Raw genomic sequence first — 19,968 nt, 5'->3', positions numbered from 1 at the left:
ATGGTGCGGGATAGGTGTTGATGCGGGATGGAGAGGAGTGTCAGCTCGTCGGTCCGACTACTTCACGGCGCCGGCACCGAGGCCGGAGCGCCAGAACCGCTGGAGCAGGAGGAAGGTGATGACGAGCGGGATGATCGACAGGAATGCGCCGACGAGGACGTAGAGGCGCAGTTCGGGGATCTGGTTGACCTGCGAGTTCCAGGAGTAGAGCCCGAGGGTGACCGGGAACAGGGCTTCGTCGCGCAGCATGATGAGTGGCAGGAAGAAGTTGTTCCAGATGGCGACGAACTGGAAGAGGAACACGGTGACGAGCGCCGGGAACATCAGTCGCACGGAGATGGTGAAGAACGTCCGGATCTCACCGGCGCCGTCGAGACGCGAGGCCTCGAGGAGCTCCTCAGGCACACTCGACGCCGCGAAGATCCGCGTCAGGTAGACACCGAAGGGGCTCACCAACGAGGGCAGGAAGACCGCCCAGAACGTGTTCGTGAGGCCCACCTGGCTGAAGATGAGGAACAGCGGGAGAGCGAGCGCGGTTGCGGGGACGAGCACACCGCCGAGGACGACGTTGAAGATCAGGTCGCGTCCCGGGAACCGGTACTTCGCGAGGGCGTAGCCGCACATGGCCGCGAAGAGGGTGCCGAGCAGTGCGCCGAGGCCGGCGTACAGCACCGAGTTCAGCATCCACTTGAGGTAGACGCCGTCGCGGTAGGCGACGAGCTGGCCGATGTTCTCGAACAGGTTGAAGTCCGCGAACCAGAGCGGAGCCGAATTGCCGAACTGCGCTGACGACTTCGTCGAGGCGATGAACAGCCACCAGATCGGGATGAGGAAGTAGAGCGTGAAGACGAGCATCACGATGAGCGCGCCGGCGCGCGACAGGCGGCTCTCCTGCGGGCCGCGGCCGGTGGACAGGATGGCGGTCATTTGCCTTCCTTTCGCTGCGTGAACTTCAGGAACCCGAAGGAGAGGACGAAGGTCGCCAACGCGAGCACGACCGAGAAGGCGGCTGCGAGGTTCACGTTCGGGATGGACGAGGTGGTGTAGACGGTGAGGTTCGGGGTGAAGGTGCTGCTGACGGCCGAGCTGAAGGTGCGGAACACCTGCGGCTCGGCGAGGAGCTGCAGCGTGCCGATGATCGAGAAGATCGCCGTGAGCACGATCGCCGGCATCACCAGCGGGATCTTGATCGACCAGGCGATGCGCGCCTGACCGGCACCGTCGAGCCGGGCGGCCTCGTAGATCTCCGTGGGGATGGAGAGCAGCGAGGAGTAGATGATGAGCATGTTGTAGCCGACGAACACCCAGGTGACGACGTTCGCGATGGCCCAGAGCACGAGATCGGCCGAGAGGAAGTCCACGTTCTGCGTGACCGCGGTGAACGGCGACAGGTTCGGCGAGTAGAGGAAGCCCCACATGATGGCGGCGATCACGCCGGGCACCGCGTACGGCACGAAGAACGCGAGGCGGAAGAACCGTTTGCCCCGCAGGAGCGGTGAGTCGAGCAGCAGCGCGAAGAGGAGCGCGAGCCCGAGCATCACCGGCACCTGGACGACGCCGAACAGGAGTACCCGTCCGACGGACTGCCAGAACGGGCCGTTCTGGAAGACCTGCACGTACTGCGCCAGTCCACCGAACACCTCCCGTGCTTGGCCGAAGGTGCCGTCACGCTCGATCACGAGCAGCGACTGGTAGACCGCGTACCCGATCGGCACGAGGTAGAACAGCGCGAACAGCACGGCGAACGGGACGATGAAGATGGCGATCGCCCGTTTGTGCTGCACCACCGCCTTCGGCAGCTTGGCCGCCCTCGGCGGGCGGACGGGCCGTGGCGACGTCGCCTCGGCCGTCTCGATGTTGACGCTCATCGCGTGCGGTCCTCTCTGATGACGCGCACGGCGCCGGCTGGCACGCGTGCGATGGAGTCGACGGGTTGGCCGGTGACGAGCTCGCGCCCGCTGGCCGGCAGCTCGACGTCGTTCGTCGAGTGGTTGATGAGGAAGAGGTAGCTCCGACCCTCATCTGCGCGGCGGACGACCTCGAGGCCCGGCTGGTCCGGATCACCCTGCGGCAGCGACCCGGCCCCCGCGGCTGCGTCCCGGAGCACCTCGTCGAGCGCGTCGGCGTCCAGGTTCGTCGCGAGGTACCAGGCGTCGCCGCCACCCGCGATGCGGTTGCGCGTGATGGCCGGGCGACCGGCCGACGGGCCGTCGGCGAAGGAGTCGACGACCTCGGCACCGCGGGCGCGGGTCCGCTCGGACCATGCTGTCGCGGTCCGGCCCGACGCGAGCGTCAGCACCTGGCCGGGGAGGACGGGGGCGAACTCCTCGACGTTGACGCCGAGCAGCTCGCGGAACGCACCGGGGTAGCCGCCGGGGCGGACCCGGTCCTCCTCGTCGGCGATGCCGCTGAAGAACGTGACGACGGCGTGCCCACCGGCTGCGACGAAGTCCGAGACGACCGCGGCCTCGCTGTCGCGCACCAGGTACAGGTTCGGGACGACGACGAGCCGGTAGGCGGAGAGGTCGGCTCCCGGACGCACGACGTCGACGGTGTGACCCAGACGACGCAGCGACGCGTGGACCGCGTGGACTTGCGAGAGGTGGTCGATCGCGTGGGTCGGGCGGCTCTCGCCGTCGGCGGCCCACCAGTTCTCCCAGGAGAAGAGGAGCGCGACATCGGCCTGGACGCGCGTGCCGGTGATCTCGTCGAGTCGGTCGAGCGTGCCGCCCAGCTCGACGACCTCGCGCCACACGTCGGAGTCGGTGCCCGCGTGCGGCAGGAGGGCCGAGTGGAACTTCTCCGAGCCCTGCAGTGACGCCCGCCATTGGAAGAAGCAGATCGCCTCCGCGCCCTTCGCGACGTGCGTGAGGGAGTTCCGGGTCATCTCGCCCGGTGCCTTCGCGAGGTTCTGCGGCTGCCAGTTGACCGCGCCGGTGGACTGCTCCATGAGCAACCACGCACCGCCCCCGGCGAGACCGCGCGTGAGGTCGCTCGCGAACGCGAGTTCGGCCGTGGGGTCCGCGAGGCGGTTGTCGAGGTAGTGGTCGTTGGCGACGATGTCCATCTCGGGCGCCCACTGCCAGTAGTCGAGGTTCCGGATGTGCGCGGTGACCATGAAGTTGGTCGTGACGGGCACGGAGCTGTGGCGGCGCAGGACCTCGAGCTCGGCCCGGTAGTAGCCGAGGAGCTCGTCGGAGGAGAAGCGGTGGAAGTCGATGACCTGGCTCGGGTTCCGGCTCGACAGGGTCAGGCGCGGCGGCAGGATCTCGGCGAAGTCGCTGTACTGCTGGCTCCAGAACGACGTGCCCCACGCGGTGTTCAGACGCTCGATCGTCTCGTAGCGGGCGCGGAGCCAGCCCCGGAAGGCCTCGGCGCTCTCGTCGTCGTAGCAGAGCGCGTTGTGGCAGCCGAGTTCGTTCGACACGTGCCAGAGCTCGACGGCGGGGTGCGCGCCGTATCGGACGGCGACGCGCTCCACGAGTTCGAGTGCGTAGCGACGGAAGACCGCCGACGACGGGCACCAGGCCTGGCGACCGCCGGGGAAGCGCGTCGTCCCGTCCTCGGTCTCGGGGAGGATCTCCGGGTGCCGGAACGTCAGCCACGGCGGCGCTGATGCGGTGCCGGTCCCGAGATTGACCCGGATGCCGGCCTCGTGGAGCAGGTCGAGGATCTCGTCGAGCCCGGCGAAGTCGAACTCCCCCGGCCGTGGCTCGAGGTGCGACCAGCCGAAGATGTTGAGGGCGACGAGGTCGACGCCCGCCTCCTGCATGAGCGCGACGTCTTCGCGCCAGACGGACCGATCCCACTGCTCGGGGTTGTAGTCGCAGCCGTAGGCGATGCCGTCGTGGCTGAACGTGGGGGTCGTGCTCATGGTGCCTTCCGCGATCTGTGAACGTGCACAGATCGAAGAGCGACAACTCCACGTTGAGAGTCTGTGAACGTACACAGAGTAGGCGTGCGTTTCTGAATCTGTCAACACGGAGCCCGCCGAAGGCCGCCCGGACCGGCGCTAGGGTGGAGCCGTGACCCCTCCGCCGACCCGACGCAAACGAGCGACGGTGCACGATGTCGCCGTCGAAGCCGGCGTCTCCCGGGGCACGGTCAGCCGGGTCGTCAACGGCGAGCGCTACGTGTCGGCTGAAGCACGCGAGGCGATCGAGGCCGCCATCGAGAAGGTCGGCTACGTGCCGAACACGGCCGCCCGGAACCTCGTCATGCAGCGCACCCAGGCCGTCGGTTTCGTCGTCCACGAGCCGCACAGCCTGTTCGTCGACGACCCCAACATCGGCAACATCCTGCTCGGGGCGAACGAGGCCCTGTCACAGGCCGACCACCAGCTCGTCTGCCTGGTCGTCGACTCCGAGCGCGACACCGACCGCATCACCCGGTACCTCTCCGGTGGCTTCGTCGACGGGGTGATCATGGTCTCCGCTCGCCAGAACGACCCGATCACGCGCGTCATCGAGCGCCTCGGCCTCCCCGCGACCTTCGTCGGCCACCCACCCGACCTCCGTGAACTCCCGTTCGTCGGGATCGACAACCGGGCGGCATCGGTCGACATCACCGGTGAGCTGATCGGCGCCGGCCGGCAGCACATCGGCATGATCGCGGCAGCCCTCGACCGGGACTCCGGCTCCGACCGACTCGCAGGGTTCCGTGACGCGCTCGGCGACCGCCTCGACGAACGACTCGTCGTGGAGGTCCCGCTCTACTCGCACCAGGACGGCTTCGCCGGCATGTCGGAACTGCTCCGCCGGGAGCCGGCCGTCGACGGTGTGTTCGCGGCTTCGGACGCCGTCGCGGCCGGAGCGCTCGAAGCCCTCCGAGCAGCAGGGCGGAGCGTGCCGGAGGACGTGTCGGTCGTCGGTTTCGACGACTCGGCCTGGGCGCTCCGTTGCCATCCGCCGCTCACCACCGTCCACCAGCCGGCGGCGGCCGTCGGTCAGCGCGCGGCGGAGGTGCTCCTCGCGCAGCTGCGGGGGGAGACGATCTCGCCTGTCGGCTCGTTCGTCCCCACGTCGATCGTGCGTCGCGGGAGCGTCTGAACCCATTCGTTCGCCCATTCTTGGGCGACCGAACACTCCGTCGCCCAAAAATGGGCGAACGAATGCCGGTGGAGCGTCTCAGAGCTGCGGTGACGGCCGTCGGATCGCGGCGCGCTTGGCCTCGTCGAAGGTGTCCACGTGCAGCCATTCAGGCGGGCTGGGCGCGACGATGAGCACGTCGTAGCCGGTGCCCTGTGCCTCGACGTACGCGAGACAGCACTCGGGTGAGGAGGGATCGGCGTCGTTCGAGATCCGCCATTGCCGGGCACCGATCGGGACGACGTGGTGCCGTTCGGACGAGTCTCGCGCTGGAGACACATCGTGCTGCGAGGGAAAGGACGGCTCGAGCGACACTGCTGGAGCATGCTTCGTAACCATGACATCAGGGTAGGCGCGCTCGCGGAACGCGTCCCGAGGCTTGACTTCACAGGTTCGCGGCGACGCGCCGTGCTGCGGGAAGGCGCTCAGCGCGACGGGCGTCGCACGGTCTCGAGCCCCAAGAGCACGAGCGCGACCACGATCGGGCCGTAGACGAACCCGTCGGCGAGCGTCAGGGATTCGCCGAGCAGGAGGACCGCCACGAGGACCAGCAGCACCGGTTCCAGGTAGCTGAGCAGTCCGAAGACACCGAACGACAGCAGGCGACTCGCGACGAGGTACAGCACGAGGGCGACGCCACCGATCACCCCGAGGAGCACGATCCCCCAGCCCAGCTGCGGGCGCGCGGCCAGGATGGCGAGTGAGGACGGTTGCAGCGCCAGCACGATCGCGACGGGGACGAGGACCGCCAGCTCGAAGCAGAACGCACCGATCGAGTCGAGCCCGGCTCGGCGCCGGATCGCGAAGTACACCGGGTAGCCGACGGCGACCGCGATGGTCGCCCAGGACAGCCCACCGGCCACGACGATCGCGGCGGTGACGCCGATGGCGGCTGCGGCGACCGCGGCGATCCGGAGCGGTGCGAGTCGCTCCCGATGCAGGACGACGCCGACCACGACCATCGCCAGGGGCATCAGGAGGTAGCCGAGCGCGAGTTCGAGCCCGTGCCCCGTCTGCGGTGCCCAACCGAAGAGCCACAGCTGCAGGGACAACAGGAGCCCGTCGACCACGACCACGAGGACGAGGAGCGGACGACGTGCGAGACGGACGGCGATGTCGCGGACGTCCCGCCACCACCCGAACACGACGATGAGCGTCGCCAGCACCGGCACCGTCGCGATCACGCGCCAGGCGAAGATCTCGTTCGCCCCGAACGGCTCCAGTAGCGGTGGCAGGAAGAACAGCGCCGCGAACAGGAACGAGGCGACGACGGAGACGAGGACCCCGCGGGGCGTCGTCTCGCGATGCTCAGGGGGAAGTGCGGCCGTCACGGGTCCTCACCCTATCGTCGCGCGGGCAGCTCAGCTCGCGGCCGACCGGGCGGCCAGGACGAGGGCCTCGGCTTCGCGACGTTCGTCCTCCGTCAGCTCGGAGTAGCCCGATTCCATGAACTGGTCCGTCTTGGGCTTCAGCGTGGGCCACCGGAATTCGATCGACGGGTGTCTGGTCGTCAGGTCCTCAGCGAACGCGGCGTAGCCGTTGCGGCAGTGGCCCCTGATGCTCGGACCATCCCTCAGAGCGATGCGGAAGCTCTGAGGTCTCCAGTTCGGTCCGATCGAGGTGACGTCGTCGATACGGACGACGCGAGAGCGGAAGGCCGTGTACACCACCAGGTGCTCATCGAGCACGACGATCCGGTGTGCCGTCACGACGAGTGTGGTCCATGCCGCAGCTGCAAGGACGACGAAGGCCACGGCCAGGACCGGTCCGGCGGACGCGAGTTTGTCCTTCGGAGTCACCAGGAAGAGGAAGAGCGGCGCCACACAGAGCATGAACACCTGCGCCTTCAGGCCGAACGCGGGAACGTACTTCATGCGTTGCCTTCCGTCGCCAGGTGCATCATGTCGCCCATCCTCACCAGGTGTACGGGTCGAAGGTCCACGTGCCGTCGGTCGACAACACGACGGCGCCGTCCACCCACACCTCGCAGTCCTCCGCGGTCACGATGCCGTATTCGCCCGACGCCGAGGCGAATGCGGCGAGGAAGTCGGCACTACCCCGACGGGTGGTGGTCACGAGGAACCCCGCCGTCGCGGAGTACTCCGAGAACTCGAACTCGGGACCACGGGTCAACACCCAGGTGACGCCCGACATCTCGTCGCCCTCCGAATTGTCGATCGCGATGGAGCAGCCCTCGGGTTCATAGGACGTCGATGCGATGCAGGCGTCCACGTACGCGTGGACCGCAGCGGTCGCCCCCTCCTGCCCGAGCGCCGTCAGTGTCGGGTACAGATACGCCGTCGGCCCGCCGTCCCATTCGGCCTCCACGCTGGGCACCTCGAAGTCGAAGAAGCCGGTGGTCGAGTCGGCCGCGATGTCGTACTTCCCCGGTCCGACGACGTAGACCGTCGTCTCATCCACTGTGCCCACATGCTCTCCTCCGACGAAGAGGTCCAGCGCACCGAACCTGACCGTGGGCACCGTGATGGTCGGCAGGCTCGCCGGTTCGATGCGCCACGCGCTGAACCACAGGAAGCCGGACGGCTGTGCGCGCAGCGTGAACGCCGTGGTCTGTCGTTCACCGCCGCGCTCGAACGCGACGTCGACCGTGGCGACCCCGTTCTCGGTCCGGGTCGCTCCGACGCGATAAGCCGTCGGGCGGTCGGTCGCGAGCGCGTACCGCTCGTCGGTCAGGAGGTCGACGCTGTAGCCGAGTTCGGCGGCGGCAGCAGCGGTCCCGTCCATCGCGACTGCCCGTTCGAGGTGCCCGTCCTCCAGTGCGTCGAGGTACGGCTGCAGCATCACCGACGGTGCCGTGGCCGCCGTCAGCGACACCGACGCGCCGACCACCCAGGCCGCGGCGACGACGACCGTGGCGGCGATGACACCGCCGAAGGCGACCGGACGCAGTCGGTGCGACGGCGAAGCGACGGGGGCGACGCTGCCGCCGCGGGTGACTGGTTCAGCGGTGTCGGCAGCGCCGACGGTCGGGTCCTCGTGCACCGGGCATCCTTCGATTCCGGGTCGCAGGGAGGAGCTGCCGTCCCGGAACCTACAGCGCCTCGCGCATCGGGACGGACGTGGCGGAGGACCGCACGCGTTCGAGGCAGCACCGCATCATCTCACCTCACAGCCGCGGAGCACCAGATACCGCCGCCGCTCACCAGTCGTGGACGGTGCCGTCCGTCAGCCGGTTCACCGGCAGGTACGCCTTCGTGTACTCGAAGGCGGCGGCTGCGTCCTCGTCGAGTTCGACGCCGAGGCCGGGCTGCTCGCCGGGGTGCAGGAAGCCGTCGTCGAAGGTGAAGGAGGTCTGGAACACCTCGAGGGTCTGCTCGTTGTGCGGCATGTACTCCTGGATCCCGAAGTTGTGGATCGCGAGGTCGAGGTGCAGCGCTGCGGCCATCCCGATGGGCGAGATGTCGGTGGGGCCGTGGATGCCGGAACGGATCCCGTAGATGGCCGCGAAGTCGAGCAGTTTCTTCATCGCCGTGATGCCACCGGTGTGCGTCACCGCCGAGCGGACGTAGTCGATGAGGCGCTCGGTGATGAGGGTCTGGTAGTCGTACACCGAGTTGAAGACCTCGCCGATCGCCAGCGGCGTGGTCGAGTGCTGGCGGACGAGCCGCAGGGCGGTCTGGTCCTCCCCCGGTGTGCAGTCCTCGAGCCAGAAGAGCTTGTACGGCTCGATGTCCTTCGCGAACCGGGCGGCCTCGATCGGCGACATGCGGTGGTGTCCGTCATGCAGGATCCGGAGGCCCGTCCCGAAGTCCTCGCGGATCCGTTCGAAGACGCCCGGCATGTGCGCGAGGTAGCCGGCGGTGTCCCAGGACTCCTCGGTCGGTGCCGTGGCCGCCGAGCCGTCCGCCGCGCGCTTCGCCGGCTCGTAGTCGTAGCGGACGCCGGGCCCTGAGGCGGACACCCCGTACACCTGCCCGAGCCCCGGCACACCGGTCTGCACGCGCACCGCGGTGAACCCGAGCTCCTGGTACCCGGTGATCGCGTTGGCGAGCGCCTGGTAGTCCGTCCCCGAGGCGTGGGCGTACGCCCGGATCCCCGATCGGCTCGCACCGCCGAGCAGCTGGTACAGCGGCACCCCGGCCTTCTTCGCCTTAATGTCCCAGAGCGCCATGTCCACCGCGGCGATGGCCGCCATCGTGACGGGTCCGCGCCGCCAGTAGGGTCCGCGGTACAGGTACTGCCAGGTGTCCTCGATGCGGTCCTCATCGCGGCCGATCAGCATCGACGCGACGTGGTCGCCGAGGTACGACGCGACAGCGAGCTCACGACCGTTGAGGGTCGCGTCGCCCCAGCCCACGACGCCGTCGCTGGTGGTGATCTTCAGGGTGACGAAGTTCCGGCCGGGACTCGTGACGATGACGTCCGCGCGTTCGATGCTCATGGGGGGTCCTTTCTAGGAGGTCGGGTGCCGGTCAGATGGCGTCGCGCGGGTCGGTGAGGTCCCGACCGGCGACCTCGGGCATCCAGATGGACGCGACCAGGGCGCAGAGGGTGAAGACGCCGAGCATGATGATGATCGGGATGAACGAACCGGTGGCGGCGGACACCCAGGCGGCGGCGATGACGGGGCCAGCGCCGGTCGCGACGATCGCGGCGATCTCCCGGGCCATCGCGGTGTAGGTGTAGCGGTTCCGCGCGCCGAAGAGTTCCGGCAGCGTCAGGTTCTCGAGCGACGCGAAGCTCATCACGGCCAGGTTGTGCAGGACGACGTAACCGACGAACACCAAGGCGGTGTCCTTGCTGTGGATCATGAGCATGGTCGGGACGATGACGATGAGCGCGATGATCGCCCACACCATGTACATGCGCTTCCGTCCGTACCGGTCCCCGAGCCAGCCGGAGAGCGGCACGGTGATGAAGGCGACGAGCGAGGAGACGATGACGGCGTTCACCCCGATCGACCGGTCCAGCAGCAGGACGACGGTGATGTAGCTGATGAGGTACGTCTGGACGAGTCCCGAGTTGCCGGCCTGACCGAACCGCAGCAGGAGCGCGATGCTGAACGCCTTGATCGGCTTGCGGTTCATCGCCTCAAGGGTGCGGAGGTTGCCGGTCTCGGTCGCGAGGGCGATCGTCTCCTGCTTGGTGAGCGCCTTGCCGTCGACGACGTCGTCACGCTCCTCGAAGACCGGGCTCTCCTTGAGGTTGAAGCGGACCCAGACTGCAAAGAGCATGATCACGACGCTGCCGATGAACGGGATGCGCCAGGCCCAGGCGATGACCTCGTCCTCGCTGAACGCCAGGAGCAGACCGGCCCAGAGCGCGGACGCGAGCAGGGTGCCGCAGTTGGTTCCGAGCGCCACGAGCGACGCGATGATGCCGCGGCGCTTGGCCGGGGCGTACTCGGCGAGCATGACGCCGGCGCCCGAGATCTCGGCACCCGCTCCGAAGCCCTGCGCGATCCGCAGGAGGACCAGCAGGATCGGCGCGAGGAGGCCCACCTGCGAGTAGGTCGGCAGGAAGCCGATGAGCGTCGTCGACAGGCCCATGAGCAGGATCGTGTAGAAGAGGACCTTGGTCCGGCCGGTCTTGTCGCCGAGCCGGGCGAAGAAGAACGCGCCGACCGGACGGGCGACGTAGCCGACCCCGTACGTCGCCATCGCTGCGACGACGGCCATGGCCGGATCTTCGTTGGAGAAGAAGAGGTCGGCGAACACGAGCGCGGCGGCCAGCGAGTAGAGCTGGTAGTCCATGAACTCGAGCGCGGTGCCGAGCCACCCGGAGATGGCGGCCCGGACGAGGTCGCGGACGGATCGGTTCGCGGTGGGGTCGCCGGTGGCGACGGACGACTTGGGTTCTGACATGAGGTACTCCTTCGGACCTACGGGATGCAGCGGAAGTGGGGGTGGGAGTGGGCGGTGGGTGGCTCAGAAGGCGAGGAGCACCTTCGCCGAGCGGGTCGAGTCCCGAGCGACGGCGAAGGCGTCGACCGCCTCATCGGCTGGGATGACCTGGGTCACGACGGCGTCGAGGAGATCGCCCTCGGTGAGGAACGCGATCGCGTCGTCGATCTCGGTGGAGAAGCGGAACGCGCCGCGGATGGTGAGCTCCTTGGCGAGCATGGGGGCGAGGTTGATCGGGCTGTCGGCGTTAGGGAGCATGCCGACCTGGATGATCGACCCGCCTCGTCTCGCGGCCCGGACCGCCTGGGTCAGGGCGACCGGTGCGCCCGAGCATTCGAAAACGACGTCGTAGGACTCGTCGGCGACGGCGTCGCGACCCACGAGCAGGAGCTCACCGGCTCCGACGGTCGCGGCGCGTTCCAGTGCCTGTTCGCGCATGTCGCTCGCCGCGATCGTCGCTGCACCGGCCCGGCCGGCCGCGGCGATCACGAGCAGACCGATGGGCCCGGCACCGATCACGAGGACCCGCGCACCGCGGACGTCACCGGCCAGCCCGACCGCGTGCATGGCGACCGCGAGGGGTTCGGCGAGCGCCGCCCGCTCGAGCGGGAGTGCGTCGGGCAGGACTCGCACCATCGAGTGTTCGACGATCAGGTACTCCGAGGCCCCACCCTGTCGGTGCGGGTCCGCCGCGGCGCTCCCGAGGTAGTCGCCGCCGGGCCGCAGGTGTGGGCGGTCCTCGAGCCCCGGCAGGCTCGGGCCGTACCGCGCCGGGTGCACGGTGACCCGGGTGCCGGGGGCGAGCCGACCGGAGGGGTCCACGTCGACGACGGCCGAGAGCTCGTGGCCGGGGTGAGCGGTTCACGGATGACGTACTCGCCGTTCGCTCCGTTGAAGTAGTAGTGCAGGTCGGAGCCGCAGATGCCGACGTACCGCACCCGGAGGCGGACCTCGCCGTCGCGTGGTTCCGGGGTGACGGCGTCTTCCCAGCGGATGTCCTCCGCGCCGTGGATCGCGAGCGTCTTCACCGGTGGGCTCCTGTCGTGGTCATAGGTACCTGCGAGGCGGAGATGCTGTCGCGGATGGCGGCGTCGACGCCGTGTCGGCGGATCGTGTCGATCAGTTCGCCGACCCGCGAGATGAAGGTCGGCTGCTCGGCGAGGTCCTGTCCGAAGAGGTGCAGCTCGGCAATCACCCGCTCCGCGAGGTGCCGACCGTCCGTCGACGTGTCCGCCAGCCGGGCGAGCTCCTCGCGGGCCGGATCGACCATGGCGCGCGCGTGCGGACCGGGGTCGAACCCGGGCATCGGGGCGATGCAGGACAGGTAGGCCGCGACCGTGAGGGCGATGAGGTGCGGAACGGATCCGGCCTCGAGCAGACGGAGGGCGGGCTCCGGGATGCGCTGGCGGAGCTTCACCGACCCGTCGGTGCCCACCTGCGCCGTGCGGTGCCCGAGGGCGTGGTTGGCCCAGCGTTCGAAGAGCTGCCGCTCATACGCGCGGACGTCGACGCCGGACGGGAACCGCACGGACGGTTCGTACTCGTCGCGGAGGATCGCCAGTGCGGAGGATTCAACGGTGGTGTCGGCGATCGACTCCGAGATCGTGGCCACCCCGCGGAGCGCACCGAGGTAGGCGATGAGCGAGTGCGTCCCGTTGAGGAGCCGCACCTTCATCTGCTCGTACGCGCCCACCTCGTCGGTGAACACGGCGCCCCCGGCCTCCCAGGCAGGCCGTGCGGCGGCGAAGCGGTCCTCGATCGCCCACATCGTGAACGGTTCGGCGGAGACGGGCGCGTCGTCCCGGACGGCGAGGCGGGCGGCCACGAGCTCGCGCAGTCGCGGGGTCGTCGCCGGGACGATGCGGTCGACCATGCTGGACGGGAAGGCGACCGCGCTGTCGAGGTAGGCGAGCGCTTCCGCGCCCTCGTTGCCGCGCAGCTCGGTGAGGAATGCGCGGACGAGTGCCTCGGTGCGCACGCCGTTCTCGCTCAGGTTGTCGCAGCTCAGGATCGTGATCGGGGCACCGCTACCCGAAGCCCGACGCTGCAGACCGCGGGCGAGCTGGCCGATGGTCGTCTGCGGCGCGCCTCCGCGGAGGTCGGCTGCGATCAGCGGGTCGTTCAGGTCGAGGAGGCCGGTCGACGGCGAGGCGCTGTAGCCGTGCTCCGTCACGGTCAGCGTGACGACCCGGATGCGATCGTCCGCGAGGGTACCGACCACGCGCTCCGGATCCTCCGCCGCGACGAACACGTCGGTGTGCACCGCAGGCACGGAGAACGAGGCCCCGGTGGGTGAGATCTCGGCGACCGTATAACGGAGATCCTGCGCCTGCATGGCGTCGACGACCGCTCGGGACCGGGATGCGACACCGACGATGCCCCATTCATCGCTGCCCGCGCTGAGCGCAGCCGCTGTGTAAACGGCCTGGTGCGCTCGGTGGAAGTTGCCGAGGCCGAGGTGCAGGATGCCGGGGGCGGACGGTGCCGGGTGCAACGGACGCGGGCCCGAACCAGCGCCCAGTCGCGGCGGCAGGGCCGTCATCGCCGAGCCTCGGGGCACTGCGTCGTCGGCTGGAGGAGATCCGCGTCGATCATCATGAAAGCGATTCTGAATGGTTTGTACAAAGTTTGTCAAGTAGTTTCATGGCAGCACGATGCCGCATCATGAGTACACCCGACCCCGCGAAGGATCAACCGTGACCGCCACCCTCACCGATGTCGCCCGTCACGCGGGCGTCTCCATCGCCACCGCGTCACGGGCGTTCGGCGAGCCGGATCGCCTTGCCGACGCGACGCTCGAGCGGGTCCTCACGGCGGCGGCGGACCTCGGGTACGCGAACCCGAACGGCTCGACGGCCGAGAAGACCTTCGGCGTCATCGTCCCCGACATCGCCAGCCCGGTCTACGCGACGCTCCTCAAGGGCGTCCACGCCCAGGCCTGGCAGGGACGACACCGCCCGGTGTTGTTCGACACCGATGAGGACCTGCATCGGGAGCACGAGCAGCTCGAACTGGCGCGGAAGCTCAACGGGATGCTCCTCTGCTCGCCACGGCTCCCCGACGACGAGATCCGCGCGCTCGTGGGCGACACCCCGGTCGTGGTGGTCAACCGCATCATCGACGGCCTGCCCTACGTCGTGATGGACACCGAGAGCGGGCCACGGCAGGCGGTCGAGCACCTCGCCGCACTGGGTCACCGACACATCGCCTACGCGGCCGGTCCGAAGCACTCCTGGGCGGATCTCCGCCGTGGCGACGCGGTCGCGGCGGCATGCGCACAGCTCGACATCGAGTTCACCCGCCTGGGCCACCAGGCGGCCTCGATCCAGGGCGGCCTCGCCGCAGCGGCCACCATCGTGGCGAGTGGTGCGACGGCGGTCATCGCCTACAACGACCTCGTCGCCCTCGGCATCGACGCCGGCATCACCTCGATGGGCAAGCGCTGCCCCGAGGACCTCAGCATCATCGGCACCGACGACATCGAGATGGCGTCCATCCGCCAGCCCGGTCTCACCACCGTTCGGCTCGCGATCAACCGGTGCGGGTCGTTGGCGGTCGAGGTGCTGCTCCAGGCCATGGCCGGAGGGTCGCCCCGTTCGGTCGCGAGTCTCGACTCGCAGCTCATCGTGCGCGACTCGACGGCACCACCGCGTCGGGACTGACCTCCGGCGACACCCCGCACGCGGTGAGGCGCCGGAGGTCCCCGGCACCCCACCGACCGGGCTCACGGGCAGAACGACCGCGAGTCGCCGCCCATGGTCGTCGCGACCAGACAGCCCGCGGGCACCCCTCGGCCTCGCCGTCGCCGAAGTTCGCGGTCACGGTGAGCGCTCCGTCGCCGAACACGGTCCGCTGCACGGACCCGCCGAGACGTTCGAACGAGGTGAGGGGCTTCGTCCCGGCAGTATCCTGCAGGAACGCGAAGGTCTGCTGCAGCGCGGCCAGTTCCGCTCCGCGCTCATCCAGCACCTGCTCATCCAACGCGACGAGTGCCGGCGTGTTGTAGAGGAGTCCCGTGAGCATCCGGTCGGCGACGAGACCGCGGAACTTGAACAGCCCCATCTCCCAACGGTCGGTGGACACCACCGAATCGTGCAACACGGTCTCGTAGAGCGGCACGCGGTAGCGCGGGTCGAACATCGCCGTGGCGAGGGCTTCCGGCAGCTCTGCGGGCTTGAAGAAGAACGCTGGGCGCTCCTCGGGCCAGTACGCCCCGTACTGCTCCCGGTCCTTCTGGAAGGTCCAGATCGAGTCGGTCAGCGGCGTACTGGACCCGTGGGAGTACGCGAGCGCCGGATTCGCCCAGGCGGCTGCGGTCTCCGAGCCGAGGACGAGCGGCACCCCACCGGAGTACGCACCCTCGCTCAGCCGCAGCATCCGGTTCAGCCGACGGTTGCGATCCTCGGCCTCCGTCTGACGGTGACCCGGTGAGAAGTCCCGGAAGAGCTGACCCGCGGCGTCCACATCGAGGAAATACGAATCCGCACCGTTCGCGGTGAAGTCGGCGACTCGACTCGAAAGCACTCCGGACGCCTCCTGTGCGGCGTCGAGCGCTGCGGTGCTGACGTAGCAACCGCGACCCCCGAAGCCGCCCACGGGGTCACCGGCCTCGTCGGTGACGCAGCCGGCCGGCCAGATGTCACCCGGCCAGACGGAGGACTCGGTGTCAGCGTCCGCCGGGTCCTGCGCGTTGTCCCAGGTGTCGTAGGGCCCGGCGAGGAACCCCGCCTGCTCGGCTGCAGCGACCGCCGCCGGGTCCATCGGCGCACCGTCGGCGTCGTACCCGAGCCAGGCCCGTTCGATGCCGAGCTCCTGCAGCCTGCCGACGATCGCGGCGTCACGCCCGTCACCCCAGGTGTACGCGTGGAGTGCTCCGACGAGCTTCGCCACCTCAGGGTTCCGGGCGATCTTCTCGTCGAGGGTCGTGATCCCGTCGACGGCGAGCAACTGCGCACGGTAGTCCTGGGCCGCCGCGACGGGGTTCCCATCCGTCGGGGCGATCGCCACGGAGTAGGTGCCGGTGCCACGGCCCGCGTCGAACCGGTGTGTCGCGGTGGCCAGCAGTCGGCCGGTTCCAGCAGAGAAGTCCAAGCTGGTTCCGATGTCGGTCTCGACGACGTAGCTCACACCCGAGTCATCGGTACTCGTCCCCCAGAACGGCATGGTCAGTCCGCCGGCGAAGTCCCAGGAACTCCCGGCCAGGCCGGCCTCCTCGGACAGCCAGAACGGGTCGTCGACCGGGACGGACTGACCCTCACCGTTCGGGAACTCGACCGACCGCGTGTCGGTGTCGGCCGCGGAGACCGGCCAGGCGAGCTCGCCGTCGGTCGATGAGACGTCCACGTCGAGGCGATCGCCCTGTGACATCCGGACGTCGAGGCCGCGGTCCGCGTACGTCCAGGAGACCGTGTCCCCGTCGACGACCGGCACGGAGGGAGTGCCGAGTGGTTCGTCGACCGGCCCGGACCATGACCGCGTCCGGCCGGTCGCCGCGGTGTAGTCGACCGCGAGCGTCGCCGGATCGACGACCGCGGCCCCACCGGCGACCGGGATCCGGAGGACGGACCCGTCCCACTCGATGGCGGACGGGAGCCTCGGTTCCGCCGAGCAGGCCGAACCGAGCAGGAGGAAGGAGGCGACGGCTCCGGCGAGCGCCGGCCCTCGCATGCGTGAGATGTTCATGGCGGCATGCTGTCGCCGGATCATGAAGCGAAACTGAAGTCCTTCACAGAGGTATGCCAGCGGAGGACACCTACAGTTCCTCCGTGATGAACGTGAACCCTCCCCGAACGCGTGTGCTCGTCGTCGACGACGATCTGCAGATCAGGCGGTCGCTCGAGACGGCACTGACCCTCGACGGCTTCGATGTGGCGACCGCAGCCGACGGTGACGATGCGCTCAGGGTCCTCATCGACTGGGACGCGGACCTCCTCATCCTCGACCTGATGATGAGGGGTCGGGACGGCTTGAGCGTGTGCCGCACCCTCCGCGCGGCCGGTGACCCCGTGCCGATCCTGATGCTGACCGCGAGGGACGGCCTGCAGGATCGGGTCATCGGTCTGGACGCCGGTGCCGACGACTACCTCTCGAAGCCGTTCGCCCTGGAGGAGCTCACCGCCAGGGTGCGGGCACTCGCCCGTCGCCTCCCGGCCACCGGCGCCTCGACGCACGAGCGGATACATCTGGACACCGCATCGCGGAGCGTCGTCCTCGACGGGGCGACGATCCAGCTCACCACTCTGGAGACGGCCCTCCTCGCCTGCCTGACGGTCAACGCCGGGCAGGTGGTGCCGCGGTCCGTCCTGTCGGAGGCGCTGTGGGGAGGCACGGTCGCTCCCCGGTCCAACTCCCTCGAGGTGTACGTCAGTTCGCTCCGCAGCAAGCTCGAGGGCACCGGCGGGCCGCGGATGATCCTGACGGTCCGGGGCGTCGGCTACCGGTTCGTCGGATGATGCGTTCCGGGATCCGCCGACGGTTCGTCCTCGCGGTCGGCGGGATCGTCGCCGGCGCGGTCCTCGTCCTGACCCTGACGGTGGGATTCGTCGGTGCACAGCTCCTGCGGTCGACGCAGGACACCGCGCTCCTCCGTGAGGCCTCCCGGGTCGCGAGTCTCGTCCGCGCGCAAACCGACTGGGTCGGCAGCGGATACTGCGAGTTCGCGTCGAGTCCGGCCTGCACGCAGGTGATCGACACGCGGACCCCGGCAGGGCGATCGTCGAGCGGCCTGCACATCACGCCCGCCCAGCTCGCGGTGACCGACGCGTCCTCGACCGACCGGCGCCCGTACTTCTCGGACGACTCGATCGGGTCCACGCGCATCCGCGTGGTGACGGTGCCGCTCGGTGACGGTCGCGCGCTCATCACCGGTTCCAGCAGCGCCGGAACGGATCGTGCAGCATCGATGCTGTTCCTCGTCCTGTCGGTCGCCGGTGCGATCACGGTGTTCGGAGCGGCGATGACGAGCGCCGTCGTCGCGCATCGCATCGCCCGTCCGCTGCTGCAGCTCACGGAGCGGGCCGAACACCTCGTGTCCGTTCGCGACCCCGCCGGCAGGACGACGATCGATCGCCCCGACGAAGTCGGGCGTCTCGCCGTCGCGTTCGACGACATGCTCGACCGGCTCGATGCGGCCGAGACCGCGCGCCGTGACCTCATCTCGGATGCCTCGCACGACCTCCGCAGTCCGCTGACCGCGCTGCTGACGAACGTCTCCGTCCTCGAACGGCCGGACCTGCCCGAGGCGCTGCGGCGGGAGCTGCTGACCCGTATGAAGGAGGAGGCCATGGACATGGCGACGCTCGTCGTCAACATCACCGACCTCGCCAGGGCGGACGCCGGCCCACTGACCACCCGCGTGGTACGCCCGGGCATGATCGTCGACGACGCCATCGCGGTCACCCGGCGTCGGTGGCCGACCAGGTCCCTGCTCGTGCGCTCCCGCCTCGGCGACGCTTCCTGCACCGCCGACCCCGAGCTCCTGACCAGGGCCGTCGTGAACCTGCTCGACAACGCGATGAAGTACAGCGCCGAGGACTCCGAGGTGCGGCTGGAATCGTCGGCCGACGAGACCTCCTGGTGGGTCTCGGTGATCGACCAGGGGCCGGGCATCGCCGAGACGGAGCTCCCCCGGATCTTCGAGCGGTATGAGCGCGGCGAACCCGGCAGCCGGGTGCCGGGCTCCGGGATCGGCCTCGCGATGGTCCGCAGCACCGTGGAGCGACATGACGGCGGGGTGGAGGTCACCAGCGCGCCGGGACGAGGCACGACGATCACGATCCGGCTGCCGATCCGAGCACCGCACGCTCACCGCTCCGCCCGCACGGGATGATGGGACCGTGCTGAACCGACTGGGCCTCCTTCGTATGACCGGCCGCGACCCCGGCGAGGGTCACCGGGTGGCGAGCCCGTTGGAACTGCTCTTCGACCTCGTCTTCGTGGTCGCCGTGTCCCAGGCCTCGCAGAACCTCCACCACGGGATCGTCGAGGGTCACGCGGCGGAGACCACCGTCTCCTACGCGATGATCTTCTTCGCCATCTGGTGGGCATGGATGAACTTCACCTGGTTCGCCTCCGCCTTCGACACCGACGACTGGCTGTACCGCCTCACGACCATCGTGCAGATGGCGGGTGTCCTCGTCCTCGCCGCCGGTGTGCACGATGCGATGGTCGACGGCGAGTGGACGATCATCACCGTCGGATACGTGATCATGCGATTGGCGATGGTGGCCCAATGGGTGCGACTCGCGATCTCGGATCCCGAGCAGCGGGCGGTCGCGCTCCGGTTCGCCATCGGCATCAGTCTCGTCCAGGTGCTCTGGGTCGCCCGCCTCGCCCTGCCCGTCGAGGGGCAGTTCTGGACCTTCTGGCCGGCCATGCTCCTCGAGGTCCTCGTGCCGGTGTGGGCCGAACGCGTCCACCGCACCCCCTGGCATCCGCACCACGTCGCGGAGCGATACGGACTGTTCACCCTCATCCTGCTCGGCGAGAGCCTCCTGGGGTCGGCGAACGCCATCATCGACGCGGCCAACAGCGACGAACGGATCGATGGCCTCGTCGGCCTGGCCGTCGCCGGCATCGTCCTCGCAGCCGGCATGTGGTGGATCTACTTCAGCCGGGAGCAGGGTGATCGGCTGACCTCGTCACGCGAGGGGTTCGCCTTCGGGTACGCCCACTACGTCGTCTTCGCCGCCGCGGGCGCGGTCTCCGCGGGAATCGAGGTGGAGCTCGACCTCCTGACCCACGCGGGCGAGCATCTCACCGCCTCCGACGCGTCGTTCTCGCTGACCGTCCCCGTGTCGGTGTACATGGTCGCGGTGTGGGTGGTCCTCCTCCGCGGCAGGATCTCGACGACGGCCTCGGTCCTCTTCCTCCTGGCCGCCGCGGCCGTGCTCGCATCGGCGGCATTGCCCATCGTGACCGTCCTCGGGACCGCGGTCGCCGTCGGGCTCGCCGTTCTCGTGCTGGAGGTGCAGCGCATCCGTGAGCGCGACTCGACGGCACCCCCGCGTCGGGACTGA

General features: G+C 69.2%; 16 protein-coding genes and 1 pseudogene. 5 read left to right on the top strand and 12 right to left on the bottom strand.

Going from position 1 to position 19,968, the window contains the following annotated elements:
• Positions 1-57: 57 nt before the first annotated feature.
• The 3 genes from FGL15_RS09005 to FGL15_RS08995 are packed head-to-tail and all read right to left on the bottom strand — an operon-like array spanning position 58 to position 3,874.
• Positions 58-927 carry a carbohydrate ABC transporter permease gene (locus tag FGL15_RS09005; RefSeq protein WP_079704354.1) on the bottom strand — a complete coding sequence of 290 codons (870 nt, stop codon included), beginning with the start codon at positions 925-927 and terminating at the stop codon, positions 58-60.
• On the bottom strand, positions 924-1,868 hold the full coding sequence (locus FGL15_RS09000) for a carbohydrate ABC transporter permease (RefSeq protein ID WP_085511469.1): 945 nt from the start codon (positions 1,866-1,868) through the stop codon (positions 924-926). Before FGL15_RS09000 ends, FGL15_RS09005 begins: the two co-directional genes overlap by 4 nt.
• Positions 1,865-3,874 (bottom strand): beta-galactosidase, encoded by a 2,010-nt coding sequence (locus FGL15_RS08995; protein WP_138945771.1) that lies wholly within the window; start codon positions 3,872-3,874, stop codon positions 1,865-1,867. The genes FGL15_RS09000 and FGL15_RS08995 overlap by 4 nt, the downstream gene beginning before the upstream one ends.
• Positions 3,875-4,025: 151 nt before the next feature.
• Between FGL15_RS08995 and FGL15_RS08990 the strand changes: the two genes are divergently transcribed.
• A complete protein-coding gene (locus FGL15_RS08990) occupies positions 4,026-5,048 on the top strand; it encodes a LacI family DNA-binding transcriptional regulator (protein ID WP_138945770.1) in 1,023 nt (340 codons plus the stop codon).
• Between the two features lie 78 nt (positions 5,049-5,126).
• Here the strand turns inward: FGL15_RS08990 and FGL15_RS08985 are convergent, their stop codons facing one another.
• From FGL15_RS08985 to FGL15_RS08950, 8 genes and pseudogenes are all read right to left on the bottom strand, one after another.
• Positions 5,127-5,426 carry a hypothetical protein gene (locus FGL15_RS08985; protein WP_133059905.1) on the bottom strand — a complete coding sequence of 100 codons (300 nt, stop codon included), beginning with the start codon at positions 5,424-5,426 and terminating at the stop codon, positions 5,127-5,129.
• 86 nt (positions 5,427-5,512) lie between these two features.
• The gene (gene rarD, locus FGL15_RS08980; protein WP_138945769.1) at positions 5,513-6,418 is read right to left on the bottom strand and encodes an EamA family transporter RarD; all 906 of its coding nucleotides are present in this window, start codon (positions 6,416-6,418) and stop codon (positions 5,513-5,515) included.
• A 30-nt stretch (positions 6,419-6,448) separates the two neighbouring features.
• Entirely contained in the window at positions 6,449-6,961 is a 513-nt protein-coding gene (locus tag FGL15_RS08975) for a hypothetical protein (protein ID WP_138945768.1), read from the bottom strand.
• Positions 6,962-7,001: 40 nt separating this feature from the next.
• Positions 7,002-8,090, bottom strand: a complete 1,089-nt coding sequence (locus FGL15_RS08970; protein ID WP_138945767.1) for a hypothetical protein — start codon at positions 8,088-8,090, stop codon at positions 7,002-7,004.
• A 157-nt stretch (positions 8,091-8,247) separates the two neighbouring features.
• Complete coding sequence (gene manD / locus FGL15_RS08965; protein ID WP_079704346.1) at positions 8,248-9,489, bottom strand: D-mannonate dehydratase ManD; 1,242 nt, start codon at positions 9,487-9,489, stop codon at positions 8,248-8,250.
• 31 nt (positions 9,490-9,520) lie between these two features.
• The gene (locus tag FGL15_RS08960) at positions 9,521-10,912 is read right to left on the bottom strand and encodes an MFS transporter (protein WP_138945766.1); all 1,392 of its coding nucleotides are present in this window, start codon (positions 10,910-10,912) and stop codon (positions 9,521-9,523) included.
• 63 nt (positions 10,913-10,975) lie between these two features.
• Positions 10,976-11,979, bottom strand: a pseudogene (locus FGL15_RS08955) (L-idonate 5-dehydrogenase).
• On the bottom strand, positions 11,976-13,493 hold the full coding sequence (locus tag FGL15_RS08950; RefSeq protein WP_138945765.1) for a mannitol dehydrogenase family protein: 1,518 nt from the start codon (positions 13,491-13,493) through the stop codon (positions 11,976-11,978). The pseudogene FGL15_RS08955 and the gene FGL15_RS08950 overlap by 4 nt, the downstream one beginning before the upstream one ends.
• A gap of 154 nt (positions 13,494-13,647) precedes the next feature.
• On the opposite strand from FGL15_RS08950, the gene FGL15_RS08945 reads away from it, so the two are divergent.
• Complete coding sequence (locus FGL15_RS08945; RefSeq protein WP_138945764.1) at positions 13,648-14,613, top strand: LacI family DNA-binding transcriptional regulator; 966 nt, start codon at positions 13,648-13,650, stop codon at positions 14,611-14,613.
• Here FGL15_RS08945 and FGL15_RS08940 read toward each other — a convergent pair.
• On the bottom strand, positions 14,573-16,633 hold the full coding sequence (locus FGL15_RS08940) for a glycoside hydrolase (RefSeq protein WP_138945763.1): 2,061 nt from the start codon (positions 16,631-16,633) through the stop codon (positions 14,573-14,575). The two genes, FGL15_RS08945 and FGL15_RS08940, sit on opposite strands and share 41 nt — an antisense overlap.
• A gap of 86 nt (positions 16,634-16,719) precedes the next feature.
• On the opposite strand from FGL15_RS08940, the gene FGL15_RS08935 reads away from it, so the two are divergent.
• The 3 genes from FGL15_RS08935 to FGL15_RS08925 are packed head-to-tail and all read left to right on the top strand — an operon-like array spanning position 16,720 to position 19,968.
• The gene (locus FGL15_RS08935; RefSeq protein ID WP_138947255.1) at positions 16,720-17,403 is read left to right on the top strand and encodes a response regulator transcription factor; all 684 of its coding nucleotides are present in this window, start codon (positions 16,720-16,722) and stop codon (positions 17,401-17,403) included.
• The gene (locus FGL15_RS08930) at positions 17,400-18,779 is read left to right on the top strand and encodes a HAMP domain-containing sensor histidine kinase (protein ID WP_138945762.1); all 1,380 of its coding nucleotides are present in this window, start codon (positions 17,400-17,402) and stop codon (positions 18,777-18,779) included. Before FGL15_RS08935 ends, FGL15_RS08930 begins: the two co-directional genes overlap by 4 nt.
• A 7-nt stretch (positions 18,780-18,786) precedes the next feature.
• Positions 18,787-19,968 carry a low temperature requirement protein A gene (locus FGL15_RS08925; RefSeq protein WP_240773875.1) on the top strand — a complete coding sequence of 394 codons (1,182 nt, stop codon included), beginning with the start codon at positions 18,787-18,789 and terminating at the stop codon, positions 19,966-19,968.

It is taken from the genome of Plantibacter sp. M259 (assembly GCF_006065115.1).
Taxonomy (GTDB): Bacteria; Actinomycetota; Actinomycetes; order Actinomycetales; family Microbacteriaceae; genus Plantibacter; species Plantibacter auratus.
This window is presented reverse-complemented; position numbering and strand designations above follow the sequence as displayed.

Excerpts from the sequence above, each read along its gene's own strand:
- FGL15_RS08930 (WP_138945762.1), top strand. The coding sequence starts at position 17,400 with ATGATGCGTTCCGGGATCCGCCGACGGTTCGTCCTCGCGGTCGGCGGG.
- FGL15_RS08950 (WP_138945765.1), bottom strand. The coding sequence starts at position 13,493 with ATGACGGCCCTGCCGCCGCGACTGGGCGCTGGTTCGGGCCCGCGTCCG.
- FGL15_RS08935 (WP_138947255.1), top strand. The coding sequence starts at position 16,720 with ATGAACGTGAACCCTCCCCGAACGCGTGTGCTCGTCGTCGACGACGAT.
- FGL15_RS09005 (WP_079704354.1), bottom strand. The coding sequence starts at position 927 with ATGACCGCCATCCTGTCCACCGGCCGCGGCCCGCAGGAGAGCCGCCTG.
- FGL15_RS08975 (WP_138945768.1), bottom strand. The coding sequence starts at position 6,961 with ATGAAGTACGTTCCCGCGTTCGGCCTGAAGGCGCAGGTGTTCATGCTC.
- manD (WP_079704346.1), bottom strand. The coding sequence starts at position 9,489 with ATGAGCATCGAACGCGCGGACGTCATCGTCACGAGTCCCGGCCGGAAC.
- FGL15_RS08940 (WP_138945763.1), bottom strand. The coding sequence starts at position 16,633 with ATGAACATCTCACGCATGCGAGGGCCGGCGCTCGCCGGAGCCGTCGCC.
- FGL15_RS09000 (WP_085511469.1), bottom strand. The coding sequence starts at position 1,868 with ATGAGCGTCAACATCGAGACGGCCGAGGCGACGTCGCCACGGCCCGTC.
- FGL15_RS08995 (WP_138945771.1), bottom strand. The coding sequence starts at position 3,874 with ATGAGCACGACCCCCACGTTCAGCCACGACGGCATCGCCTACGGCTGC.
- FGL15_RS08960 (WP_138945766.1), bottom strand. The coding sequence starts at position 10,912 with ATGTCAGAACCCAAGTCGTCCGTCGCCACCGGCGACCCCACCGCGAAC.
- FGL15_RS08985 (WP_133059905.1), bottom strand. The coding sequence starts at position 5,426 with ATGGTTACGAAGCATGCTCCAGCAGTGTCGCTCGAGCCGTCCTTTCCC.